This is a genomic window from Paenibacillus sp. S25 (assembly GCF_019454085.1).
GTDB classification, from domain to species: Bacteria; Bacillota; Bacilli; order Paenibacillales; family Paenibacillaceae; genus Paenibacillus; species Paenibacillus polymyxa_B.
In genome coordinates, this window is record NZ_CP073683.1 from 2460763 (window position 1) to 2485590 (window position 24828).

Genomic DNA, 24828 nt, shown 5'->3' on the forward strand with positions numbered 1-24828 from the left:
CTCCTCGTAGCGTACTCACACAAACGAACCCTGATGTCCTTTATTTATAGAATTTCATGGAGAAATAAAAAATGTAAGCTGTTCTTACAGTTTTCATGTTCTTTTTAGCTTGTTTTGCGTTATAATGAAAGGATGCACATTATGAACGAATTGGAGGCACAGCCCGATTGACTACTTACCCTTTTGCCTTTGATCCGTCCAAGCCGTTTATTGAGCAGGCAAGTGACTGGATTGCGGATGTATTTTATGAAGTTTTGCCTGAAGTCGGCTTTGAGGTTCGGGATGAACAAATTTATATGGCATTCCAGCTAGAGCGTGCCTATAAGGAAAAAAAGACCATTTTTGCAGAAGCAGGTGTGGGCACTGGTAAAACGCTGGTATACCTGCTGTACGCTATTGCATATGCCCGATACATGAGAAAACCGGCGATTATCGCCTGTGCGGATGAATCGTTAATTGAACAATTGGTAAAGCCGGAAGGGGATATCGCCAAGCTGGCACGGCATTTGAGTCTGACGATTGATGCCAGATTGGGGAAGTCGCCGGATCAGTATATTTGCCTGAATAAGCTGGATGAGGTGCGAGGCGGACTGGATGAGGACGCAGATGTTTTCCGGGATATTTATCAGGAACTGCCGGATTTTGTTCATTTTCCAGATACGTTACAGTCCTTCACTCCTTACGGAAATCGGAAGGAGTATCCCGAGCTAACAGATGGACAGTGGAGCAGACTCGGATGGGATGTATTTCAAGACTGTCTCGTTTGCCATCAGCGCCATCGTTGCGGTCAGACGTTGTCTCGTGATCATTACCGCAAAGCGGCAGATCTGGTCATTTGCTCCCATGACTTTTATATGGAGCATGTATGGACCTACGAAGCGAGAAAACGCGAGGGTCAGCTGCCGTTGCTGCCGGAGCACAGCTCTGTCGTCTTTGACGAAGGGCATCTGCTGGAGACAGCGGCACAAAATGCACTTACCTACAAGCTTAAGCACGCTCAGTTTGAGTCTATTATTACCCGACTACTCGAGGGGGAAGTGCGAGAATCTTTGGCAATGACGATCGAAGATGCGATCTCCCAAAGTGAGGCTTTGTTCGCTGCGCTTGATAAGAACAGTCAGCCTGTACAGGGTTCTAATCGCAAGGAGTTCATCCTGAATGAGTCACTAATTCGAGAGGTAAACCGCTTTGGTGAACTGATCGGCACGATTGAGGAAGAGCTTGTATTTGAAAGCGGGCTATTCTCTTTGGATGAGTATCAAGTCAAAATTGTGGAAGAACATTTGGAAATGATTCAAACCGCATTGGCTTTGTTTAAGCGTCCTGAACTTCTCATTTCGTGGGTGATGGAGGATCAGGATGGATTAACGCTTGTGGTTATGCCGAAGATGGTAAAAGAGATTCTCAAAGAACGAGTATTTGCGCAGCATATACCAATCGTATTCTCTTCAGCTACACTTTCCGTAGAGAGCTCTTTTGACTATATGGCGCAGAGTCTCGGTATTGAAAATCCGCTAACGTTTTCTGTTGCTTCACCTTATGACTACAGCGATCAGATGCAAGCTGCACTGTACCCGTTGCAAGAAGGGCACGATCCAATCCAGAGAGCGCTGGCACTGCTGGAGAAATCGCAGGGAAGAGCGCTTATCCTGTTTCCTTCACAGGAGGAATTGGCTGCATTCAAGAAGGATCTCGTTGCTTACCCGGAGGCATCAGCCTATCGTTTTCTGTACGAAGGTTCGGCTGAAATCAGCCATCTGATCTCAGCTTTTCAGAATGATGAGGAAAGTGTGTTGTGCGCTGTTACATTATGGGAAGGATTGGATATTCCTGGACCGTCTCTGTCGCACGTCATTATCTGGTCACTGCCATTTCCTCCGAATGATCCGGTTTTTACGGCTCTGCGCAAGGATGCAGCAGATCCGTTTATTCAGATAGATATGCCTCACATGGCACTTAGACTCAGACAAGGCATAGGGCGTTTAATTCGCTCGCGTAATGATCGAGGCTGGATATCCATCATGGGCCAGGATTTGAGTCGTCAAGAAGTACGCACACAAGTTGAACAACTACTGCCTGCGGGCGTAGAATGCACCGTAATTGAAGGAAACCCGGAGGGAATAAAAACATGTTGAATTTTACAACGTACACAGTAGATCAGATTAAAGATGCTTTTGGTATTTTGACTGGACAGCGTTATGAATTTATCATTGATGTAGAGGTAGAGGAGGACGACGAGCTATACACTGAAAACGGACTGTATATCCGTTGTCTTTATTTAGTAGACGAAGAAAAGACGGGACTGCTAAAGTATGAATTAATTGAAAAAGTAACGAATCGTTACATTGATCTTGAACTTGAAGATGATGAGTTGCAAGCTGTTGAGAACTTCTGTAAAGAACATGTACAGGATGAAACAGTGAAGTAACAGTATAGAACACTTAGCTAGCACAGTTGGTGTATAGCTAACATATAATGAAGATATCAAGGAGTCCTGACATGATCAGGCTCCTTTTTTTATGGTCAAATGAAGAGAACTTATTTGCTCTAGCGCAGTCTATCCCACACATTCACCATAAACAGCATAGTCCCCCCCGCGAGTAACACCCACCCTATGGCGATCCAAACTCCAGCCTCTGGAACCTCGTGATTTTCACCTATAATCGCCAATATCAACACAGGCAGACCGATATTATGCATCCAAAAATGGATATGTGCCAGAATAGTAACTGAAAGTGCAGGAAAGTTCACATAGATCAGACCTATAATTCCAAGTGCAATCCAACCCAACAAATGGATATGAGACTGAACATTGGACAGGCTGTAATCACCCGACAAGCCAATAATTACACTAAGCAGCACACTGAGGGCAAAATATACGGCAGCTATCTTCAGAAATTGCTTTCCCATATATGAACTCCTCCTTATGTTGCACGGGGATATTTTGTGACATCTTCTCTATCATATCGAGCAAGCAGGCAGGGTGTGTGGGTATTGTGACTGGTCCATTTGACAAAAGCTTCAAATACACATAAAATCTTATTGCATCAATACTTACCGTATTACTGTGTTTTCTCGGAGATGATAGCGAACTTCTCCGACAATAGGCGTTAATTTTGACCATTGGTTTATTTTGGATTCGCCATTAAAAGGAGCTTGAAATTATGAATGTATATCAAAATACCCTTGAACTCATCGGACGTACGCCATTAGTGGAGCTGAACAGCTATTCTCTACCGAGAGGAATTCGCCTGTTTGCGAAGCTGGAGTTTATGAACCCCGGCGGCAGCGTAAAGGATCGGGTAGGTAAGGCTCTAATTGAAAAAGCATTAAAAACAGGTCAGCTGAAGCCAGGTGGGACATTAATTGAAGCAACAGCAGGCAACGCAGGTATTGGTCTTGCGATGGCGGCGCTTCATTATAATATCTCGGTTATTTTTGCTGTGCCTGAGAAGTTCAGCCAAGAGAAGCAGGACCTGATGAAGGCATTGGGAGCACGCATCGTTCATACCCCGACAAGTGAGGGGATGAAAGGAGCTATCGAAAAAACAAAAGAATTGGCTGCTGAAATAAAAGATGCATACTTGCCACGGCAATTTAGTAATCCGGATAATCCCGAGGCATATTATACGACAATGGGACCTGAAATATGGAACGATCTGGACGGCAAAGTGGACGTATTTGTGGCAGGTGCAGGCTCGGGGGGAACGTTTATGGGAACCTCGCGTTATCTTAAGGAACAAAATGCAGCCCTTAAAACGGTCATCGTGGAGCCGGAAGGGTCCATTTTGAATGGCGGCGAGTCAGGTCCACATAAAACGGAAGGAATTGGCATGGAATTAATCCCTGAATTTGTGGATAAAGGATATTTTAATGCCATTCACACCATTAGCGATGTCGATGCTTTTGACCGTGTCAAGGAACTGGCTGCACGTGAAGGTCTTCTCGTTGGCAGTTCTTCAGGGTCTGCTTTACATGCCGCTTTACTGGAAGCCGAAAATGCACCGGATGGCGCACATATTGTTACCATTTTCCCGGATAGCAGCGAACGTTATCTGAGCAAAAAAATATATGAAGGCGGGATATAAAATGAAACGCAAAACAAAACTGATTCACGGCGGGCTTCCTACCGATCCCCATACAGGCGCGGTTAACGTTCCTATTTATCAGGTAAGCACTTATGAGCAAGAGGAAATTGGCGTCCATAAGGGATACGAATATTCGCGTACAGGCAATCCGACCCGGTTTGCTCTGGAAGAGCTGATCAAGGATCTGGAGGAAGGAAAGCGTGGTTTTGCTTTCGGTTCGGGTATGGCAGCAATTCATGCGGTATTTTCACTGTTTAATGCAGGGGATCATATTTTGCTGACCGATGATGTATACGGAGGCACCTACCGTATTGTAAGCAAAGTCCTCAGCCGTATCGGAATTGAGTCCACATTTGTGGATACGACTGACCTGGAAGCCATCTCCAAAGCAATTCGTCCGAATACGAAGGCATTGTATGTCGAAACGCCAACGAACCCGCTTTTGAAGGTTACGGATATCCGCGCTGTTTCGGAGCTTGTAAAAAAACATGATCTTTTATTGATCGTCGACAACACATTTGCTACCCCTTATTGGCAGACGCCAATTACACTTGGGGCTGATATCGTCATTCACTCTGCTACCAAGTATTTGGGCGGGCATAGCGATGTTGTAGCCGGTCTGGCTGTTGTGAACAGCGACGAGCTGGGAGAACAACTTCATTTTCTGCAAAACGCCATTGGTGCTATTCTCGGCCCGCAGGATTCTTGGTTATTGATCCGCGGTATTAAAACATTGGGTCTGCGTATGGAAGCTATTGAGCAAAATGCGAAGGAAATTGCAGCCTTTTTGGAAAAACATCCGAAGGTTAGCAAAGTGTACTATCCTGGACTGGAAAGCCATGCACAGCATGAACTGTCCAAAATCCAGGCCGAAGGCTTTGGCGGCATCATTTCCTTTGATGTAGGTAGCGACGCTAACGCGGTTGCACTTCTGAAAAAGGTGAAATATTTTACACTGGCTGAAAGCTTGGGAGCGGTTGAAAGTCTGATTAGTGTTCCGGCACGTATGACGCACGCCTCTATTCCAGTAGAACGTCGTGCAGAGCTAGGTATTACCGAAGGTTTGGTGCGGATTTCGGTTGGGATTGAAGATCTGGAAGATTTGATCGAGGATTTGCAGGCAGCATTGTAAGAAAATAATCGTAATGTTCAAGAGAGGTAGCTGAGGCTGCCTCTTTTTTGTGTATTCTAGAATAAAGTATTGCTTTTCCTTAATAACCTAGTATAATACTTGGTAATAGATTGAGTCCTAAGGAGAGAGACCCTATGAAACAGATAAAAACACGTAGTTACCTGCAGGTAGATGACTATCTGGATCTTCTTAATTATGCGAAACAATTGAACGATATAGAGTGGCAACAGGAGCTCAAAGAAGCCCTGCGGCATCAATTGCTGGAGAATGGCAAAGAGACTAAAGATTCTGAGATTAATACACTGTGGCGACATTTTGATCAGATAAACGATGAATTGCTGAGGTTGTTTGATCTCTTACGAAATAGTAATAACGCGGCGGATCGAAACTCGTGGAGCGAACAGATTTGGGAGCTAAAGTTAGAATGCATTAAGTTGGAAAAGCAAATTCAAGCGAGTTATGCACATTTTTAAAATAGTAACTTCACCCTAAACATACTATACCCTAGTATTGTTAGCAACAATCATGGCAGCATTAAATAGGTTTTTAGATATAGAAATTTTTAATAACGAAGTGAAGCACTCTGCTTTCTTCGTTTTTTTGTTTTATCATAGCTACTTTTTTGAGAATAACAGAGGAGTACGTAGAGGTAATAACGAATAGTTTTATATAGTTAAATTGAATGTTAAACGGAATATAACCGCGACTACGTCTCTGAGGAAACAAAAACCTGGAGGGGGAATGTTATGAGGTTCACACATCTGGAAAAAGCAACAACTGTGCTGTCGGATCATCCGGTACGTCTGAGGTCTGCTTATGCAGTCGGTCCGGTCATGCTCCCGAAAAATTGCGGTGTGGGTAGGGAATGGTCAAGTTATTTTGCTCATGAGGATTGGAATTTGGAAAAGGCTTGTGATGAAGAGGGAGTAGAGCTTTCAGCCGGAGGAAAGGCAGCGTGCCGATTATTGACCGAGCTGGACCCTCGGACTGCCGAACTGAATCTAGGTGTTTTTCCGCCTTTGGCCGAACAAGAAAGGCTTTTGCTGGTTTCAAATCTTCGTTGTATGGCTGCACAGGAAGTGATTTTCAGACCCTTTGAAGGAACGGGACAAATTTGGATAGATGGCATGCTGGTATATGCGGAATCCGGTCCTTTTCGCTTGTATCTGGAGGAAGGCGATCACACGATAGTTATCATTGCTGCGTTTATTCCCGAGGAGGCTCGCTCTATTCGTATCAGTGGAAATCAGGTATGCGACGAACCAGATGTGACAGAACTGCATCGTGAGTTTGTAGAGCGTAATATACGTTTTCATATGGCTTGGTTAGAGGTTGAGAAAAGTGCTGGCAGGGAGGGTGAAGACAGCCCGATCTTATTTTATTTACTGCGTAAGGATCGGATAGATCTTCCCTTAGATCAAACGTTATGGGTCGAGGTAACGAATGATGAAGGCATGAAGCTGGATCGCTTTCCAGCACATTGGGAGCAGGAGCAAAGCTATGACTGGGACGAGGAAAAGGCCAGGAATACGGGAATGCTGCACTTCACCGTTACATATCGGGATCATGAGGCTGTGGAGCATCATTTTGTGTATTCGGCACTTGTGCGGCCTTTGTCAGTCGTCGTGGAGGGCTTGCAGGAAGAGTATGACCGGTACATTCAAGCCCGCGCTATAGATATTCTTCATTCTGCGCAGAAAATACAAATAGAGGGCCTGCTTGAGGAATTAAAAAGGTTAACGGATTTGCCGGAAGATCCTTTTGAAATCTGGGATTACCGGGTTGTACGAGAATATATCAAGCTATTAAAACAAATCTTCACGTGTGGACATAACGAACAGTCACACTCCCCATCCTTACTTCAAGAAGAACACATCTTTTTGTCTAATGACGGAATTGGGGAAGGATTTTTTGTCTCCCGTTTAGACAATAGTTTGCAACGCTATACAATTCAGCTTCCCATAAGCTATTCGACTGACCGACAGTATCCTCTGATCGTTCTGATGCCAGGCAAGCGATATGAGCTGGGTTTGCCGGATTTTCAGAATCGAGGTTTTGGGCAAGGCTGGGAAGAGGAAGCTATATTCGTTACTTTTTCATGCCGTGGTGTAACGTTGGGCAGTTATATTGGAGAAGCTGCTTTTTTGGAAGCGTTGGATGTCATACTGCAAGCATACCGAGTGGACGAAGAGCGGATCTATCTGACGGGTTATTCGAACGGAGCATATGCTGCCTGGGCGATGGCACAGGCTTATCCTTCTCGGTTTGCGGCTATTGCGGTTATCTCTGGAGCGCCACATCCCAAGCATCTGATAAATCTGTTGAATATGCCAATATTGAATGTATGTGGAGATCAGGATTACTTATTTGCACAAGCATACACAGCCCCTGTAACAGAGCTTCCATCTGATCATTTTAAAGGGGTCGTAGAGCGGAAGTCTAATCACTGGGATACGCATGAGCTGAGACTTCTGGACGGCGTACTGGGTTGGCTTATGCAATGGAAAAGAGATGTCGTACCTCAGCGTATTGCCTATCGGACGGAACGGGGCAGACATAACCGGGCTTACTGGCTGGAACTGACGCGAATGGATGAAAATGAGGAATATGCCGAGTTGTACGGTGAAATGAGTGCCACAGGTGAGTTGGATATCGAGGCAGTTCACGCCGAAGAATTTATCGTTCATCTTTCTCAAGAGGTCATGCCCTTGGAATTGGCCCAAGTTCGTATCGGAGCCCGTATTTTCGTGTTGGACTTGCGGGAATACAGCCGCTTTCGCTTTGTTAAAACACACTCACATAAACGTCCCTCACCTGAATACCGTTTGATTGCCGAACGGGAGGAAGAAAGCAGTGAATGCTTTTCAAAAGAATCGGATGCCAAAAAGGAAATTGTGGATTCGAAAAGCGTGGGAAGAAACGTTTTGAGCCATGGTATGGGTGTGCTTGACGTTTATATGGATCGTCTTCACATTGTTCTTCCATCCAGCTATGCTACACCGGAGGAAGAGCAGGCGGTGAGACGGACGGCGAACGCCTTGGCTAGCCCACGAACAGCAACTTGGAATCCGTATATCGGTGTTCATTATCCGGTGGTGTCTTCCAATGATATTACGGAGGAAGCACTGGCTGATAGTAACGTGATTTGTGTCACTTCGGGCTTGTCCAGACATGAGCTGCTTCAGAAGCACCAAGCCGATCTGCAAATTACATGTACGGAGGAAGGGTATACATTGGGCGACGAGTTTACGGCAGGCGAGTATTGTCTGTTATATATTCAACCTAGCCCATGGTCTGCAACCCAGCAAATGCTTGTTGTAGCGACCAATTCACCCCGTATGCTGGGTAAAAATCTATTTATGCGCAGACTGATTATGCCCGGATACTTTAATGGTCTACACCCGTATTTGAATAAAGAGATTATTGTGAGTGATAGCAAGGGAGTGCGCGCTTTTAACTTTACTTCCCTTAGACATGCGCAACAAAAACTGCAAGGCCAATGAAAAAGATAACAATGTTATAATAATCCATAATTAAAAAAACCGTCTGGAGGCACGTTGGCGATCCTGACGGTTTTTTGCTGGTTCATTGCAGTGATTTGTGATCGGGATGACGTCATATAAAGAAGGGCATTGTGACAGCTTAGCTTTTGTATTGCTCCATCAGGTACATGATCTTTACTTCATCGGCCAAATCTCCAAAGGGTTCTAACGGATTCTCTTGAATGATATGATATAAACGCTGGACTCGTTCCTTTGGCAGTTTGCGTACATATCTAGAAATGAAAGCAGAATGGGTGACTACGTAGCGCTTTTTACGGACTGCTGCACTGGCTACGCGGACGAGAATATCTTCGCCCCCTGCCAATTCCAGAATACGGCGCTCATAAAAGACTACGTATCGGAATGTCCGGTCCTTGATCAGCTCACGATTGAGCCTGGCAATCTCTCCGATATATCTGACCATAAGCGGCTCGAAGCTCTTGATCAGGAGAGGATCGAGCGTTAATTCCATGTCTTTGCGGAGAACAAAAGATTGCAGCAGGGCGACCTGCTGGAGCCTTATCCGATCATTGTGAATGAGTACAGCCATCTCACGCAGCATTTCATAGGAGACACGCTCACTGAGCTGCCGCAGGGCAACCGCGTTTTTATGATTAACGTTTAGTCCTTCCTGGATCTGCCCTATACGACCTCTGAACAGACGTATAAGCTGCCTACGCTGTTCATAAGGATAAATACCCTGCTGTAGAAGCACCAAGGGCAGCAGAAGAAGCGCACCGACGATACCGCACAAAAGCATTTGTTGTGGCGAGTGGCCGAAAAAGACAGTAGTTGCCAGCAATATGATACTGACAGCAAGGTCTTTACGAAAATAACGTTTGGCTCTGAGTCTGGCATATTGCTCTACAGGAACTAGTGTATCCCGACCACATGATGTGCACTTTTCTTCCCAAAGGGCGGTAAATTGCCCACAACGCTTGCAGACTCTTAGCTTTTGGAAGGCGTGTTCTGTGCGGGTAAATGGGCGAAATTGTACAGCTTGTTTGGAACTATTCATTGCGTTCACTTCTCCGGTTCAGCAGTGCCAGAAGCTCGGTGTCGATTTGTGTAATCGACGGGGCGCGTTTTTTATGTATATAGTAAATTAGTGATTTGATGGCGACAAAAAGAAACATAATCGCCAGACATCCGTATGAGATCATAGTGTACTTCCTCTTTCTGCTTGGATTTTTACTTCAATATTTTACATGGGCGGGTTTCGCTACTGTCATTTTTGTCGTATAAAGGAGAAGGCTGGTGCCCGATTGCCCTTGTTGGGGTATAATTATATCATTACTGCAGGATATTGGTAAAATCTCGCGGTATAACAGGCTTTTTGGTTGGGTTCAGACCATTCGGGCAGTATTTTCAGCTGGCGCTCATGTAAAACTCATTATAATTTAATAGTAGGGGAGTACAACTGTAATTTAGAATGAGAATTAACCGGCAAAGGGGTACAAGCGATGTTTAGTAGAGACAGAAAATGGTTTTTGGTCATCGGAATCATATGTACAATGATCATGACCTCGATTTTGGCATGGCAGCCACAGATGGCGGATGCCGCTTCACCCTCTGCTTCTAAGGTGGATGCGGTGCTGGTCGTCGATGTAAGTAATTCAATGAACACCAGTGATCCTGGGAAAATTGGCAATGAAGCCATGAAAATGTTCATTGATATGCTGTCGACGCAAAATGACAAGGTCGGGATTGTAGCGTATACGGATGTCGTACAGCGCGAGAAAGCCTTGCTTAATATTACATCCGAAGCGGATAAGCAGGAACTGAAGACGTTTATTGACGGACTGAACCGGGGGGCGTATACTGACACCTCCGTGGGTGTCAAGGAAGCGATCCGCATTTTGCAAGATGGTAAAACAGCTGGACATGCGCCTATGATCGTCATGCTGGCCGACGGTAACAACGATTTTAATAAGACGACAGGCAGAACCGAAAGCCAATCCGATCAGGATATGGCACAGGCTGTAGCCGAGGCTAAAAATAGCGGTGTTCCGATCTACACCATCGGCTTGAATGCAGATGGGAAGCTGAATAAAAACAAGCTCGCCGACATAGCGCAGCAAACGGGCGGCAAGTCCTTTATTACAAGCTCAGCGGATGACCTGCCGAACATCTTGAGTGAAATTTTCGCCAGCAATTTGAAGTTGAAAGTGGTGCCTTTGCAGTCCATTACGGCAAACGGCGACTATCAGGACGTAACGGTAACCGTACCGAACGATAGTGTGCTGGAGGCTAACATTTCGATCATGTCCTCGAAACCGGTGGATGCGAGACTGATAGACCCGTCGGGCAACACCAAGCCGATTCCTTCAAGCGATGTGCTGCTGTCCAAGTCCAAAAGCTACTCGCTGATTAAACTGCTCAAGCCTGTGGCTGGTGACTGGAAGCTCCAAGTCAAGGGAGTCCAGCAGGATCAGATTGATATTAATCTGGTGTTTAACTATGATTTGGAGCTGAAAATGGACGCACCGTCCGCCAAATCATACAAAAAAGGCGATGCAGTTCAAATTCGTTCCTACCTGACGAGCAATAGCCAGCAGCTTCAGGATCAGGAATTGTATGCAAATATGAATGCTGTTCTGAAGGTCAAGGATCTGGATTCCGGTACAACGAATGAGGTGCCGTTAACCAATGCAGGGGATTCTTTTACCGGTTCCTATACGATTCCAGATGAGCATGACTACGAACTAACCGTTAGAGCAGAGGAGAAGAGCTTCTACCGTGAAACACAGCCTGTAACCATCAGTGCTAAAGCAGGGGCGACGAGCGGTACGAATACGGGCACGACGCAGCCAACAACACCTGCTGAAAAGTCTAAGCTACTGCCACTCATTCTTTTAGGGCTGGGACTGCTCATTCTGCTGGTTGCCGCATATTTCATCTGGAAGGCTGTCAAAAAGGCCAACCGTGGTTTTGTCGGTCAAATCGTACTGGAAATCCGGGATGAGAACACTGGCGAAAAAACGTATCCACAATACAAGAAGCTGAACACCTTCCGGGGCAAATTTAATCTGCACCAGTTGCTGCAACTGGCACCGGAATTTGCTGGAACCGACAAGGTCGTGTTCACACCAGCCAATCAGGATCGTATCATTGTGCGCAGTACCCCCGAGATTACGATTGAGAAATCCGGACGGGCTGTAGACACAGGCAACGGTCTTGAACTCAAAAACGGTGATCGTCTGACCATCCCGTTAGCCAGTGTGGACAAAACCATTTTACTGGAATTTATTTCAGTAAACAGCTAAACGAACCCTTAGGAGGTCATATCTATGAAACCAGTAGTTAGAGAGCATATCCAACAATTAGACGTATCACTCGGCGGGGGGATCGTAAGCGATAAGATCAGAGTTGATACTATTGATAATCCTATTTTAATTATCGGACTCGGAGGCACGGGAATTGATGCCCTTCTCCGCTTGAAATATCAAATTAACCGCAGATTCAAGCTTCCAGCAGATCCGATCTCCAAGAAAAAGAGCGATAAACCGGACAATGTGGAATTTCTCGCTTTTGAAACGAATGAACAAGACCGCAACAAAAAATACAAGGGGATTGGTTTGGACCCCATCAATGAGTTTGTATTGCTATCCAATGCGGAAATCGGCGGATTGCTGCAAAACCGCAGCATTCTTGAGCCGTACATTACCGATTGGCTGTCCCCAGAGCTGAGCATTACCGATGGTATGAATGGGGCGGCAGGGGTACGTCAGGCAGGACGATTGCTGTTGTTCACCAAAATCAATCAGGTCGTACAAAGCATTGACAAAAAAATCAAAACCTTGTCTGAAGGCACCAACAAGAAGCTTATGGTGTTCCTGCTGTCCGGTTTGTCCGGCGGTACAGGAAGCGGTACTTTCCTCGATATCTCATATATCGTCCGAGGAATTATTGAGCGTGATTATGGCTCTGCAGGTGTAGACCGTGTAAATACATTAGGTTATCTGTTTACACCGGATATTAATTTAGCGAACAAAAGCCTGAGCGAGCATACACGTGAATATATTAAAAAGAACGGCTATGCTGCACTGAAAGAGCTGGACTATTGGATGAATGTAGACAGCCGTGGTGAACGCTTTAAGCAACAGTACGGAAATATTTTGACCGTGAACTCGCCGCTTCCGCCGTTTAATCTGTGTCATCTCATTTCGGCCACGAATACGGAAGGCAAGCTGTTGGAAAACGCTTATGATTACTGCATGAATGTCACCGCCGAGAACATCACCAACTTTATGGCGAGTGAGGAAAAACAGTCGGGCGAAGAGTTTGCCATTCATGACTATATTAGCAATATCCGTACCAACATCGCACAAATGAATAAGGCCTATCCGGCAAACTACGATTACAATATTATCGGGGCTTCCTCGGCGGTACTGCCAATGGAGGAAATGACGACATATCTGGCCTATCGAATGTTTGGAAAAATGTCCAAAATGTTTGAGCAATCGCCAAATCAAGAGGATGTAGAGAAGTTTGCCCGCAAGCTGGGCGTGGATTTGGATAGCATGATCAAAAACTTTGAATCCCGTGTACCTGAGCCGCTTCCGGGCTTTGAAAACAGTGAACGGTTAAGTTATAGCAATGTTGTTAAAATGCAAGTTGTCAATATGGACACCGAGCTGGAGCAAACGTTCCTGACGCGTGCCCGCGAAGAGTATATCAAAGCGAAGAAACAGCTTCCTGGCGAAATTACAGGACAGTTTACGGACCAAATCCGCCGGATGTTTCTGCATCCTGAGCAAGGGCCGTTTTATGTATCCCGCATGATTTATACTGAAAAAGGATTTAGCTTGCTGAAAATGCTGCTTTCATATGTTGAGACGTTGCGTGAATCACTGCACCGTATTCCAACGGACATTGAATGGGCGCGCGAGCAGGCGAACGAAAAGCTGGGCGATGCCAAGAGCGCGTTTGTGTCCAAGGATAAAAAGAAAAATGCGTACATTGAAGCGAAAATTAATGAATATTGGCTGCGGGCTGATGTGGAACGTACAGAGCAGCTCATTGAATTTTATGAAGACCTGTATGACCTGTTGAACAAGGAAAATAGCCGCATTTATAATGTATTTACTGAAATTTTGAACGCATTGAGCGCAATTTTCGAGAAGAATGGCGATCTGCTGATAAACGGCGAAGAACAGTCCGATCACAAAGGTAACAAAACGTACTATTGGAATCTGGTAAGTGTACCGGATATTTCTGAAGTTGTGACCAAGCTGCTGGATAACCGCAACGGTGACGATTTGATTCGTGATTTTGCCCAAGAATTGCTCGAAAATTCAGATCAATGGGTGAAGGATCAGGATATGGACATCATCAGCTCAATCTCCAATTTCTTGACTGATAAGTTCGGTGATCTCATTACCCGTTCCATGGAGGATTTCCTCGTCATGAAATACGGGCAAGATGAAGCCATTGAAAAATTTGTGGAGCGCTACATTGCGAGTAAACTGGATGAGGAAGCTGTACCTGTGTTCCATCTGAGCAATAGCTCTGGCAATTTGTACTTCCCGTCATGGGGATTCGTTTCAGTACCTGTACAGTCGCCTAATATCCTGAAAGGCGTTCGCAATTATCAAAATAATGCAATTGGCAAATCACACTTTACTATTAAAGAGAGTGAAGTTCGTAACCGGATTTTCTGGCTCAATACGCGTAATGGTGTTCCTCTGTTTGTATATACGCCGCTCAAAGTGTATGAAGAAAGCTATGAAAAAACGATTCTTGACCGCGAAGGTATTGGCCGTCATCTGGTGCAAACAGGTCAGAACAATTGGACTAATCTGCCGTCGCCGATTCCTGAAAAGTCATGGGGCGAAACTTACGTCAATTCGCGTGTGCAAGCTTACAATGCCCGCATTCGTAATGATTTTGACCGTGCCAAGTCACTTGGCGTGATTCGGGAAAAGGATGTCGATCAGAATACGAGCAGCCGCTTCACTGTAATCCGTTCACATGCGCTAGATCTGAATGCGATGCTGGCAGGCTACGATATGCGCTTGCAGGAATCCAAGCCGAATTTGGGTGAGGTAAAAAGAGCATGGTCTGAGTTGAAACGTCTGCTGGCTGAAGGGCTGGAGCAGGCCGGAAGCAAGGACATCTTTGGCAGCATCAATGAAGAGATGGCGAAGGAAAACCTGATCCGTTCACCAGAATTAACACAGGTGGTTCGTGAAGAACTGGCGAAATATACACAAATTGAAGCGAAAGCTGCTGAATTGGAAGCTTTGCTGGGCAAATATCAGGATGAAGAAAAATGGCTGGATCAGTTCATTCAGGCACTCTATACGGACACGATTACGAAAAAAGGTGCTTTGTACGTCTATGATCGCGACGAAGAGGAAGAGGCTTGGGAGCCATTTGCCAATGTCATGAAGAGCCGTAATTATGTGGAGTTTGAAGTGTTTACAAACTTCCGTGGTTTGGAAGAAAAGAAATTTGCTGCTCTAATGCGCAAGGCGGATCGCCGTGATGCTGTATTGACTTCATCTGAGGATATTACACTATTGCTGGCGAAGCTGGATGAACTGGCTGCAACTTACACTGAGGCCCGCAATCAATTGGAATATGAAAAGGTGGAGCTGGCTAACGGAGCGGAACTTTATGCATTCTATGCTCAAATGGCTGGAAAATTAAACGACATCCGCAGAAAGTTGAAGTAAAGTATGAGAGAGCAGCTGTTACGTTATGCGGCTGACTATGCAGCCGCAGAGGACCAATTAATCGGAAGCGGGGATGGACGCAGTAGCATCCATTTCCCGTCCGTGTTTCTTTTTATCGGTGATCGCATGAACCCAGTGATGAACACCATTGCAGATATCAACCGGACCAAGTGGGATAACAGCACGGGAGTAACGTATATTCAGATCCGCTCGCAGGAAGAACATGCGGCTGTAGATCGTTCGGTGGATGCTATTGTTCATACGATAGCGGTACCGGAGGAAAGTGGCCACCAAACGATACGCCGTGACTTGCACCAGGCTTTTTATACACATGAATCGCAGCTAATTGAGCTTAACACCGCGTTGCGCCGGGCTAGTGGACATCTGGCAGATTACGGTCGGTTGTATTCTTCGTTCGAGCGTGTCCATTTGTCGATTTTGACGACAGCGGATGACCCCATGAACGTATTAATCCCTGAAATTACGCTGTTGGCGGAGTATATTTTTGCGCAGTCTTTTAAATCGGTACAAATGGATCTGTATGTGTTGGTGAATGAAAGCGATCAGGCTGTCCAATTCGGCTACAGTAGTGCAACGTCCGTGGCTTTCATGCGGGAGCTGGACTATATCCAGAGTCCAGAGTATACGTTTACGGCACCGCTTCATATGACCGAGGACAAATTGACCATTCCAGTATCCCATGCCCCATCACCGTTGTTCGATCTCGTCTATGTGCTGTCCGACAAGAACGAACGCGGCGTAACGGTGCCGAATAGCCTGCGAGAAAGCTGTGACATCATTTGCCACATTCAGCTTCTTAAAAACCGCTATCAGGCAGGAGATTCCTATCGGTCACAGGATGGGGGATACAACAATACATCGTTTAAAAACAACATCATGACGGAATCCGGGCGGCAGGGTTATGTGTCGGCTGGATTTTCCCGAGTCAACCGCCCTAACCAGTCAATCGCACTCACGGTGCTGTATCACTTTTATGTAAAGCTGCTAGAGCGTATGAGAACAGAGCAGGAGTGGGACATACGCGATAAGCTGAATTATTTTGGTTTAGATGCTGCTGAGCGCGGTCGCACGCGAAATGATCTAGTTCCTGGTAATGAGGCGATCACGGACATGAGCGCACTGATGACCAGCGGAGCCAGCTACGGCTCCTTGAAGCGAATGACATTACGTGAGGCGGAGGAAGCCTTGTTCGGTCAGGGCTGCGAAGCCTTTTTCCGCGATAACTGTGAACGGATTGTACACAAACGGTTGGGAGACTTTCAGGCGGAATCAGGTTTGCAGACGGCTGTGGGTGCAGCTGCCAAGGAATATCCTGAAATCGGCTTATTCGAGTTGACAGACTGGACGGATGAAAATAAAACAGGAAATGTGCTTACGGCCATTCGGGGACTGATTCGGGATACGTCCAATGACTTGCAGATTAGTGCTGCTGAACTGGACACCCTGTATAGCGGGCGGGTGGAGGACCAGCCTTTTCAACGACTGCCCCTCATGGATAAGCATAATGTTCGCAGCTTGATCCGTTACCTGACCGAGACGGTTTACGGGCACAAGCTGCACATGCTCCGGATTCAAGCGGATTTGGAGTTACTTCGCCGCTATGAACTGGCAATAGAAAAATGGCATGCACAAGCGAAGCATATTACAGTACAGCTTTCCAGCCTGGAGCGTGAATTACATCAAGCTGCAACGGACAGTATTCGGCAGGCCGACAGTTACACAGGTCAAAACCTGTTCGAGTATTACGAGCGTGTGACGGAGGATGTCATGCGTGAGCTGGAAAGCAAGCGGGGGAAATCTATATTCTTTGATACCCGGCATATGGGGCCTGTATCCGGATTGCTGGACGGGGGCCTGTCCGCATTGGTGGATCGACTTACGCAGACCTGTCGCACTTTGATTCTCAGTTCACAGCCGTTTAATCAGACCTTCGAAGAAGAATTATTGCGGCGTGCTAATGTAGCTGCTGCATATGAAAATCGACTGGTCGTTCCGAAGGATGAGCTGTTTAAAAAACTGTATCAAACGTTAGAGGAACATGGCGGAATTAACGTACGTTTGCTCGACTATACTCATGAGCATCGGTATGAAGAAAAGTACTTCTTTGGTGACTATGAAGGCGAATTTCTTCCTTATGCGATGGATGTGGACATTACTTCGCGTATTTACAAGTTGGGTTTTGTACATGAGCGTCGCAGCAGCGGGGTTGAAAAGCTGCATTTGATGGGCGGCTTCCATCTGGAGGATCTGATGGTTTACCGCAACGGCAAAACGTATTATGAGACATATACTGCGAATGGTTTCGTGTTTCACGGAATCGACGTGGACCGGTTGCCGGAATTGCGGTAGCCACATATTAATCCTACTTTAATGATGGAAGGAAGCAACGATTCTTATGAAGCAACGTAAATTTAACGTTCTCCTATTACTGTTCGGCTTGTTGGGCGCTGTAGTAGGCTTCATCTTGGGAGAGCTTATTCTTCACAAATTGATAGGGCACTGGCCGCATATCGTCGTGATTGGGCTGTATTTTGGCATCATGGCACTGTGCATTGGCCTAGGTTGTCTGATTGGCGAACTAATTTCGCCACAGTTAAATGGGCATTCATGGCGGCAGCGCTACTCCGGGTTATCCTGGAAGTTACTGGTGCCTGCTACACTAGTGATGTTGTTCGTGGCAGGTCTGCTATTGGAGTTGGGCTATCAGGTTAACCCTGAAGGGCGCAAGAGCGTACAGGACCTCGTGCTTGTGATTGATAATTCCGGGAGTATGCAGCAAACAGATCCCGATAATGAGCGCCTAACGGCTGCCAAGAGTCTGATTGGCCAAATGGATGGAGACAAGCGGGTAGCCATTGTTTCATTTGAATCTGCTGCGCAGTTGGTTCAGCCATTTACTCCCATTGGTACAGATGCAGAGAAGCAAGCGGTTTATTCCAAAATCGATAGTATGCAGACTATAATGTCAGGCGGTACAGAGATCGGGCTTGCTTTGGACGAGACGATCAAGGAGATTGAAACCCAAGGTAATGCAGAAAAAGGTTCTCTCGTTATTATGCTCTCTGATGGCTTTAGCGATCTGGATACCCAGACAGCATTGGCTCCTTATATCGCCCGTCAGATTCCGATCAATACAATCGGGCTGAAACTGGCAGAGTCGGATGGTATAGCCTTATTGCAAAATATTGCTGACCTGACAGGCGGTACTTATTCTAATGTAGCCAATGCCCAAGGACTTACTCAGGCGTTTGGTAAAATATATAACAAAATCGGTGATCGCACACTGGTTACGGAGCGGACAGGTGAGTATGCCGACAGTCTGTATTTTGCCATTTATCGCGTAACAGCTCTAGTCATTATCGGAGCTCTATTGGGATTGGCTCTTGGGCTGATGTTCGACAACCGTTTTCTCGCTCGGAATTTTGCGATTGGAGGAGTCCCGGCGGGCTTGCTCGCTGGTTTTATTTTGGAAAAGGGACTATCTGGCTCGCCTATAGGCGACTTGATGATTCGTTTGGTGGCAGCGCTCGTACTGGCAGCTCTTATTGCTGTCTTTTCGCTTGTTCTGCCGATTGCGGAAAATACTCGCCGATCTTCCGGTGGAGGAAGTCAGGGGGCGCCGTCAGGACGCCGGAGAGGGGCACCGGAAGCCCCGACGCGCAATCGACGCAGCAGTGGATTTTAGAACGGGAGGCTGGAACTTATGCAGTATAGGGAAGCACAGCCCGGTGATCCTATTATTTCGGAGCTGAGCCACAAAATTGATGACAACCGGGTTGTGTTACGCTGGCAGTGGCCTGAGGGCGCAGCCGTGGTATATATTGCGAAACAATCGGCCGATGCAGGTGTGAATGGGCAAAATGAGGGTGAAGTTTTACAGCCTTTTTCAAGCCTAAAACTTTTTACACGCGAGGAGTATAAGGCTGCTGGCAACTATCGTGACCGAATTGAAGGCATTGGACGCGTGCGGTATACCGTGTATCCGGCTGTTCGGGAGGATGGAGACACTTACGTGATCCGTCAGCAAGACGGAGCCAATCAACTGGAGTTGAGCACGGGGAGGGCTAAAATCAGATATGCAGTTCACCATAAAAAAAGCTGGTTTCGCAGCCGCAAAACCGTCCAGATTCAGGTGACAGCCGAAGTTCCTGTCCCGCAGGAGGCACTTTGCTACGTGAAGAAGCGCGGAGGCTATCCGGCAGACCGGGACGATGGAACCTTGTATCCGTTCACGGCACCTTTTGCCGCGGGACGGAATGTTTTACCCGCTGTTGAAGTGGGGGGAGATGAATATGTGCGGCTGTTTTTTACGGACGGCCAGAAATATGGCACGGTATATGAATTAGTCCCTGAATGAAAGGAGGCCGCGACCGATGAGTTTTCTTAGCAATTTATTCAGAAGAAAGCCACAGGCAGCGCCAAAGCCGTTATTTTATGATATTGTGTGCCCTTATTGCTTTAGTAAATTCTCCCCGGAGGAAGTGGTATTCCGTGCTTCTCATCACCGTGAAGATGACGAGGACTACGCTTTGGGTGAAGATGAGCTGTTGAACAAATATCGGGAGCGTTTTGGCTTGGACAGTGTGCATGATATGGAGGCGATTTTGCATCCCCATGATGTCCCTGAGGAACATCGATTGTATTCTGATCATGTACTGACAGGACTGACGGACCGTTATGGCGAGCTAACGCGTCACCGACTGTGCCCGCACTGTCATAACGAGCTGCCCGTGACCGCGGGTAAGGTGCCTAGCAATATCATTTCGATTATTGGAGCTTCGCAGGCAGGGAAATCTGTTTATATGACCTCCCTGATTCACACGTTGCAGCATGTTACGGCCGATCATTTTGACGCGGCTTGCATGCCGCTCAATGCAGAGATCAGCCGAAAGTTCCGCACCATGTATGAGGAACCCCTATTTGAACGAGGCGATCTGCTTACATCGACACAAAAAGAAAAGATGCAGGAGCCTTTTATCTTCCAGTTTGTATTTAAGGATGAGGAAAAGCCGCCACTGACGCTGGTATTTTTTGATGTCGCCGGTGAGGGAATGGTAGATCAGGACTATCTGGGACTGCATGGACAGCATATTAAGAATTCTGCAGGTATTCTCTTTATGGTAGATCCACTGCAAATCCGCTCAATTCGGGAGCGCATTAAGATTAACCTTGGCGATAAACCGGGTGAATGGGTCTCGCAATATGATGAACCGCGTGATGTCGTACTTACGATGTTCGGTGATTTTATCGCTTATCAGGAAAAAGGGAAAACGGATATTCCGACCGCTGTTGTCCTGACCAAAAGTGATATGCTTACTGCATTGGCAGATGAAGAAGGCACATACATCAAGACGAACAGCAATATTTTTAATCCGATGGAGCATCGCAAATATATGGATTTGGATGAGTTCGCGAACATTGATGGCGAAGTTCGACGCCTCATCGAAAAGGTGGATAAGCCGTTCAAGGGCACGATGGATGTATATTTTACGGATACGGCCTATTTCGCGGTTTCCGCGCTGGGTAGCAATCCAGTGGAGCAAAAGCTACAAGGGTTGGTTAGTCCGATCCGTGTGGATGAGCCATTCATTTGGCTGCTTTACAAGTTGAAGTACATTGAGGGGAGAGAATCACAGTGAGTTATTCTACCTCTCATTTAATACAACAGCAGATGTACACACGGGAACGGCGTGGTATTTTCCGTTCTACGGAAGGCTTCGATACAGTGGCTAATTCCAAAGGATTGGATGCTTCTTTTATTAAAAAGGTGCTCCATCCCTTATGTGTATATGATGCGCCTGCTGCTTTGACAGCGCGTGGCGAGAAACAGGAAAGCGTTTATCCGGAAGCTATACATCTGGTACGGACGGAGTCCGGGGATGTAGTGCTTGGCCGCAGTATTTATAAGGCTGCGGATTTTACTGGGCTGCGGAGCGCCTTTTTCACGCACAACTATGTGATTCCAGCCGGACATGGTGAATCTCCGTCTGACTATAAGCAGTGGCTGAACACATCCTTTGTTGATACCTATGATATTGAGCAGGGAACGGATTTGCCGGAATTGGAGCGTCTACCGGGTGGAAGTGTATTTCCGGCTGTTGACCCGTCTACAGTGCTGGCTCAATTGCAGCTGAGCGAAGAAGTGTTCAAACAGCTTTTATACGCAGTCATGATGTCCGCAGCAGGTCGCAAAAAGGTATATGTAGCGCTGAATGTTCCTGTAGAAGCGGTCGGATCTTCAGCCAAGCAGCTACTGGGTGTGCTGTATGCGGCACTGCCTTATGCATTTCGTAACAGACTCGGATTTCTTACATATGCACAGGAACCGAACAGCAGAAAAGGCATTCACTTGATGTTCGTTGAGCCTTTTAGTTTGCGTCCCGGTGATCGGAATGTGGAAAAGGACTTTGTATTTGACCTGTCTAACCATAGTCGAATACTTAATGTGGATGCAGAGCAGGTGAGACAGCCGTATTTTGACTGGATTGTCCGTACGTTGCTGAATGGTGAGACGCCGGACGATTTCTTCAAATTTGCTGAGCAAATGCTGACAGGCATGGAGGCCGGGCGTGATTTGACGCCATCCAGCTATCATGAGCTCATTACGTTGTACAGAATTGAGCAGGGAGAGCGGGCATTATACAACGAACAACGAATCGCTGTATTACGAAGCTTGACTGATTATTTATCGCCACCCGATGCGCTGCCACGTAAAATGAGGCTGAATGATCTGTTTCTGTCGTTTTTTGATCATGAATTTGATCGGGTGAAGGATGGATATATTCCAGATGTAGGTCTAGTCGATAGTTTCAAGGACTATTATAAAGTTCATGCACGCAGCAGCGAAAATCGGTTGGTGGAATATTTAATCCGTTCGCTAAACAATGCTTATACTGCCAGAAATACGGAAGCAGTCACGTATATTTATCATACGATTGAAGAGAATCCATCATTAGGCAAGGCATATTTTACGAAAGTGTTGGGTAATCCAGCACTTACAAAAATGCTGTTCATTCCCTACATGGACAGTCAGATGAAAAGAACACCGGATGCCAAGGGACTGCTGGCTGTTGTGCACGAATGGGGCAGTCGGTATATCGAAGTGTCGGCGAATGCCGATTTTCAGCTTTTGGCAGAATCTGCGCTGATGGGCAGACTGCGTGCCGAAAGAAAACCAGTAGAGGCTGTGGCTGCCATTCACCAACGTTTGCGTCAATGGGACAGCAGCTCTGCCGTAGGCAAACTGTCCCCCCTGGAGCAATCTGGATTGACAGAGCGCTTGCAGGAAGCGTCGAATCGGTATTTACTTACCGAAGTAGAGCTAAAAGAAATATCACCCGACCAGGTCGTACAGATTCCATTTTTCACACGGCCCGATTTGGTGCAGTGGGTTGGAAAGCTGCCTGCTCCTCTCAAGGGACAAGCAGTGCGATTGATTGCGGCTTACGATTGGTTTAATACGGAGGAACCGAAACCGTCGGTGCTGGAGGGCCTGGAGCCTGGCGAAGTAGAAAAGGTACAGGATTGGGCTTATGGCTGGCTGCCCCAGCAGCTTGCGGAAGGCTATTTTGCCCGTCTGTTGCCTGCTTTCTATCGTTCTGACGGGCCGGGAGAAGGAATATTAGACTTCGCTCGCCTAGTCAGTTCGATCCGCAAATGGGCGAAGGATAACGATACGATGTACCGTTTTATCCGATGGTCAGAGGAACACCCCGAGTTTGCTACTCCACGTGGCGGTTTCGAACCTGCGTATCGACGTGCGCTACTTCTATTCTTCCAAAAGGAAGGACGAGAGGGATTGCACAAAAAAACGCTGTGGCGTCAATATTTTGAACCTGCAAAGCCTGCTTTTAAAAATTTCTATTTGGCAGCAAAGCGGGAGACGGACACGCCGTTGGTCAAAACACTTCGTCGTTTCCGTAAAGGTGGGGTTATTTCCGGGATTGTGCTGATTGTCATTGCAGGTACGCTAGGTGGCCTTAAAGCAACCGGGGTGATCGGATCTGGTGACACGCCTGCGCCTGTTGCTGCTCCGAAGCCTGTACAACAGCCTGTAGAGCCTACAGTGCCCGTAAAAGAGGAGCCTACGGCGATAGTGACACATGTGCCTAATACCAAGTCCACTACGAAAATGGTCAAGCTGTTATTTGCGTTTCAGACATCGACAGAGCGGGCAGAATTTAAGCCGAAGAAGCTCGTCATTGTCGGGGCGGATCAACAGGAGCACTTATACGAAAATTTTACGCTTGCTGAACAGAACGACAAGGAAGCAGCCATTAAAGCGAACAATGATCCATCCAGTGACGTAAACATTGGGAAGCCCACTACAAAAAGCACGACAGCAGATGGACAATCCACGGACAGTGGTTCCACAGCTCGTGGTGGTACATCCAGCGGAAAAAGCGGCGATCAGTCTGGAGCAGTGACAGACAATACGGACGGAGGCTCGACTGCAGAGATTTCTACTGAGGGTAGTGGCAATGGAACCAACACAGACACTGACGCACCATCGGAGTATGATCTGAAAAAGTATCCTTATCGTACGCTGTTGACCATATGGCAACGGCTGGAGCTGAATGATGCTAGTACGGTTACCGTTGATGGAGAAGAATATCCGCTAGTTCAAGTGAAAACTGCTGACTAAGCAACTATAAAACAGAATGAATGATGAATGAAGTAAAAGACGGGTTTCCTTCAAGGACTCGTCTTTTATTATGCCTATATTTCCATAAAGGATAAATTCGTAATTTGAAGTTCACCTTATCTAGTAAAACATCATTTTACGAAAGTATTGACACCAAGTAGGCAGCTGATTAAAATTAGTTGGAATTCAAACTATTAAAATTGGATAGATATGGAGGTTCATAGTAAGATGGGAAGTGAGGTGTATCCCGTTTGTCTTCCTTGGGAGGAAGAGAGCACGATGTATTTAATTAAATGGATTTTCACTACCGTCCGGCGCGAAATTGAAACAGCACTGCGCCCTTTGGGGCTCACCTCCCCACAATCGCAGACGCTCTATATACTGGCGATGTCGCCTGGAGTCACCAATACGGATTTGGAAAAGCTATTGCTTATTGATAAATCAAGCGTTACCAGCCTGGTTAACGGGATCGTTAAGAAAAACTGGGCAGTACGCAAAAGTCACCCGGAAGATGCACGAATGAAGCAAATCTATTTGACTGAGGAAGGTTTGGAGATTCACAAGATAGCTGAACGTACCATTGAGGCAATTAAAAGCTCGGTAGGTGAAACGTTATCTGTCGGAGAATCGGAGACGCTGCGCGGCCTGCTTAAAAAAATTCTCCACGATTACCGTTATGCGAACACCCGCGTTTGAGCGGATATATAGAGAGTTTGCCCGG

The 24828-nt window shown here is 46.6% G+C and carries 17 protein-coding genes; 14 read left to right on the plus strand and 3 right to left on the minus strand.

The window, feature by feature from the left end; genetic code table 11:
• The first annotated feature begins 167 nt into the window (after positions 1-167).
• Together KAI37_RS11055 and KAI37_RS11060 are read left to right on the plus strand one after the other, a co-directional pair.
• The gene (locus tag KAI37_RS11055) at positions 168-2135 is read left to right on the plus strand and encodes an ATP-dependent DNA helicase (protein WP_220031258.1); all 1968 of its coding nucleotides are present in this window, start codon (positions 168-170) and stop codon (positions 2133-2135) included.
• Positions 2129-2428, plus strand: a complete 300-nt coding sequence (locus tag KAI37_RS11060) for a DUF6509 family protein (protein WP_013310098.1) — start codon at positions 2129-2131, stop codon at positions 2426-2428. Before KAI37_RS11055 ends, KAI37_RS11060 begins: the two co-directional genes overlap by 7 nt.
• Positions 2429-2547: 119 nt before the next feature.
• On the opposite strand, the gene KAI37_RS11065 is transcribed toward KAI37_RS11060, so the two are convergent.
• Positions 2548-2910: a hypothetical protein gene (locus KAI37_RS11065; RefSeq protein WP_025724182.1), complete on the minus strand. Its 363-nt coding sequence runs from the start codon at positions 2908-2910 to the stop codon at positions 2548-2550.
• Between the two features lie 254 nt (positions 2911-3164).
• Between KAI37_RS11065 and KAI37_RS11070 the strand changes: the two genes are divergently transcribed.
• From KAI37_RS11070 to KAI37_RS11085, 4 genes are all read left to right on the plus strand, one after another.
• Complete coding sequence (locus tag KAI37_RS11070) at positions 3165-4088, plus strand: PLP-dependent cysteine synthase family protein (protein ID WP_023988377.1); 924 nt, start codon at positions 3165-3167, stop codon at positions 4086-4088.
• A 1-nt stretch (position 4089) separates the two neighbouring features.
• Positions 4090-5220: a bifunctional cystathionine gamma-lyase/homocysteine desulfhydrase gene (locus KAI37_RS11075; protein WP_025724184.1), complete on the plus strand. Its 1131-nt coding sequence runs from the start codon at positions 4090-4092 to the stop codon at positions 5218-5220.
• 134 nt (positions 5221-5354) lie between these two features.
• Positions 5355-5693, plus strand: coding sequence for a hypothetical protein (locus tag KAI37_RS11080; RefSeq protein WP_220031259.1), 339 nt, complete (start codon positions 5355-5357; stop codon positions 5691-5693).
• Positions 5694-5966: 273 nt separating this feature from the next.
• A complete protein-coding gene (locus KAI37_RS11085; protein WP_220031260.1) occupies positions 5967-8723 on the plus strand; it encodes a PHB depolymerase family esterase in 2757 nt (918 codons plus the stop codon).
• Between the two features lie 139 nt (positions 8724-8862).
• On the opposite strand, the gene KAI37_RS11090 is transcribed toward KAI37_RS11085, so the two are convergent.
• Entirely contained in the window at positions 8863-9780 is a 918-nt protein-coding gene (locus tag KAI37_RS11090; protein ID WP_220031261.1) for a hypothetical protein, read from the minus strand.
• Positions 9773-9925: a hypothetical protein gene (locus KAI37_RS11095; protein WP_023988385.1), complete on the minus strand. Its 153-nt coding sequence runs from the start codon at positions 9923-9925 to the stop codon at positions 9773-9775. The genes KAI37_RS11090 and KAI37_RS11095 overlap by 8 nt, the downstream gene beginning before the upstream one ends.
• Before the next feature lie 300 nt (positions 9926-10225).
• On the opposite strand from KAI37_RS11095, the gene KAI37_RS11100 reads away from it, so the two are divergent.
• From KAI37_RS11100 to KAI37_RS11135, 8 genes are all read left to right on the plus strand, one after another.
• Positions 10226-12028 (plus strand): vWA domain-containing protein, encoded by a 1803-nt coding sequence (locus KAI37_RS11100; RefSeq protein WP_076294129.1) that lies wholly within the window; start codon positions 10226-10228, stop codon positions 12026-12028.
• 24 nt (positions 12029-12052) lie between these two features.
• On the plus strand, positions 12053-15442 hold the full coding sequence (locus KAI37_RS11105; protein WP_220031262.1) for a tubulin-like doman-containing protein: 3390 nt from the start codon (positions 12053-12055) through the stop codon (positions 15440-15442).
• A 3-nt stretch (positions 15443-15445) separates the two neighbouring features.
• A complete protein-coding gene (locus tag KAI37_RS11110; protein ID WP_220031263.1) occupies positions 15446-17812 on the plus strand; it encodes a transcription initiation factor TFIID in 2367 nt (788 codons plus the stop codon).
• Between the two features lie 46 nt (positions 17813-17858).
• On the plus strand, positions 17859-19148 hold the full coding sequence (locus KAI37_RS11115) for a vWA domain-containing protein (protein ID WP_023988389.1): 1290 nt from the start codon (positions 17859-17861) through the stop codon (positions 19146-19148).
• A gap of 18 nt (positions 19149-19166) precedes the next feature.
• Positions 19167-19820, plus strand: a complete 654-nt coding sequence (locus KAI37_RS11120; protein WP_071640745.1) for a beta-mannanase — start codon at positions 19167-19169, stop codon at positions 19818-19820.
• 16 nt (positions 19821-19836) lie between these two features.
• Positions 19837-21102, plus strand: coding sequence for a TRAFAC clade GTPase domain-containing protein (locus KAI37_RS11125; protein ID WP_071640747.1), 1266 nt, complete (start codon positions 19837-19839; stop codon positions 21100-21102).
• The gene (locus tag KAI37_RS11130; RefSeq protein ID WP_220031264.1) at positions 21099-24107 is read left to right on the plus strand and encodes a GAP1-N2 domain-containing protein; all 3009 of its coding nucleotides are present in this window, start codon (positions 21099-21101) and stop codon (positions 24105-24107) included. The genes KAI37_RS11125 and KAI37_RS11130 overlap by 4 nt, the downstream gene beginning before the upstream one ends.
• Positions 24108-24335: 228 nt before the next feature.
• Positions 24336-24803 carry a MarR family winged helix-turn-helix transcriptional regulator gene (locus KAI37_RS11135; RefSeq protein ID WP_013310113.1) on the plus strand — a complete coding sequence of 156 codons (468 nt, stop codon included), beginning with the start codon at positions 24336-24338 and terminating at the stop codon, positions 24801-24803.
• Positions 24804-24828: the final 25 nt, after the last annotated feature.

What these genes read in the sequence shown, in the direction of transcription:
- KAI37_RS11120 (WP_071640745.1), top strand. Translation starts at nt 19,167, where the DNA reads ATGCAGTATAGGGAAGCACAGCCCGGTGATCCTATTATTTCGGAGCTG.
- KAI37_RS11060 (WP_013310098.1), top strand. Translation starts at nt 2,129, where the DNA reads ATGTTGAATTTTACAACGTACACAGTAGATCAGATTAAAGATGCTTTT.
- KAI37_RS11085 (WP_220031260.1), top strand. Translation starts at nt 5,967, where the DNA reads ATGAGGTTCACACATCTGGAAAAAGCAACAACTGTGCTGTCGGATCAT.
- KAI37_RS11070 (WP_023988377.1), top strand. Translation starts at nt 3,165, where the DNA reads ATGAATGTATATCAAAATACCCTTGAACTCATCGGACGTACGCCATTA.
- KAI37_RS11100 (WP_076294129.1), top strand. Translation starts at nt 10,226, where the DNA reads ATGTTTAGTAGAGACAGAAAATGGTTTTTGGTCATCGGAATCATATGT.
- KAI37_RS11105 (WP_220031262.1), top strand. Translation starts at nt 12,053, where the DNA reads ATGAAACCAGTAGTTAGAGAGCATATCCAACAATTAGACGTATCACTC.
- KAI37_RS11090 (WP_220031261.1), bottom strand. Translation starts at nt 9,780, where the DNA reads ATGAATAGTTCCAAACAAGCTGTACAATTTCGCCCATTTACCCGCACA.
- KAI37_RS11110 (WP_220031263.1), top strand. Translation starts at nt 15,446, where the DNA reads ATGAGAGAGCAGCTGTTACGTTATGCGGCTGACTATGCAGCCGCAGAG.
- KAI37_RS11095 (WP_023988385.1), bottom strand. Translation starts at nt 9,925, where the DNA reads ATGATCTCATACGGATGTCTGGCGATTATGTTTCTTTTTGTCGCCATC.
- KAI37_RS11125 (WP_071640747.1), top strand. Translation starts at nt 19,837, where the DNA reads ATGAGTTTTCTTAGCAATTTATTCAGAAGAAAGCCACAGGCAGCGCCA.
- KAI37_RS11075 (WP_025724184.1), top strand. Translation starts at nt 4,090, where the DNA reads ATGAAACGCAAAACAAAACTGATTCACGGCGGGCTTCCTACCGATCCC.
- KAI37_RS11135 (WP_013310113.1), top strand. Translation starts at nt 24,336, where the DNA reads ATGGGAAGTGAGGTGTATCCCGTTTGTCTTCCTTGGGAGGAAGAGAGC.
- KAI37_RS11065 (WP_025724182.1), bottom strand. Translation starts at nt 2,910, where the DNA reads ATGGGAAAGCAATTTCTGAAGATAGCTGCCGTATATTTTGCCCTCAGT.
- KAI37_RS11080 (WP_220031259.1), top strand. Translation starts at nt 5,355, where the DNA reads ATGAAACAGATAAAAACACGTAGTTACCTGCAGGTAGATGACTATCTG.
- KAI37_RS11115 (WP_023988389.1), top strand. Translation starts at nt 17,859, where the DNA reads ATGAAGCAACGTAAATTTAACGTTCTCCTATTACTGTTCGGCTTGTTG.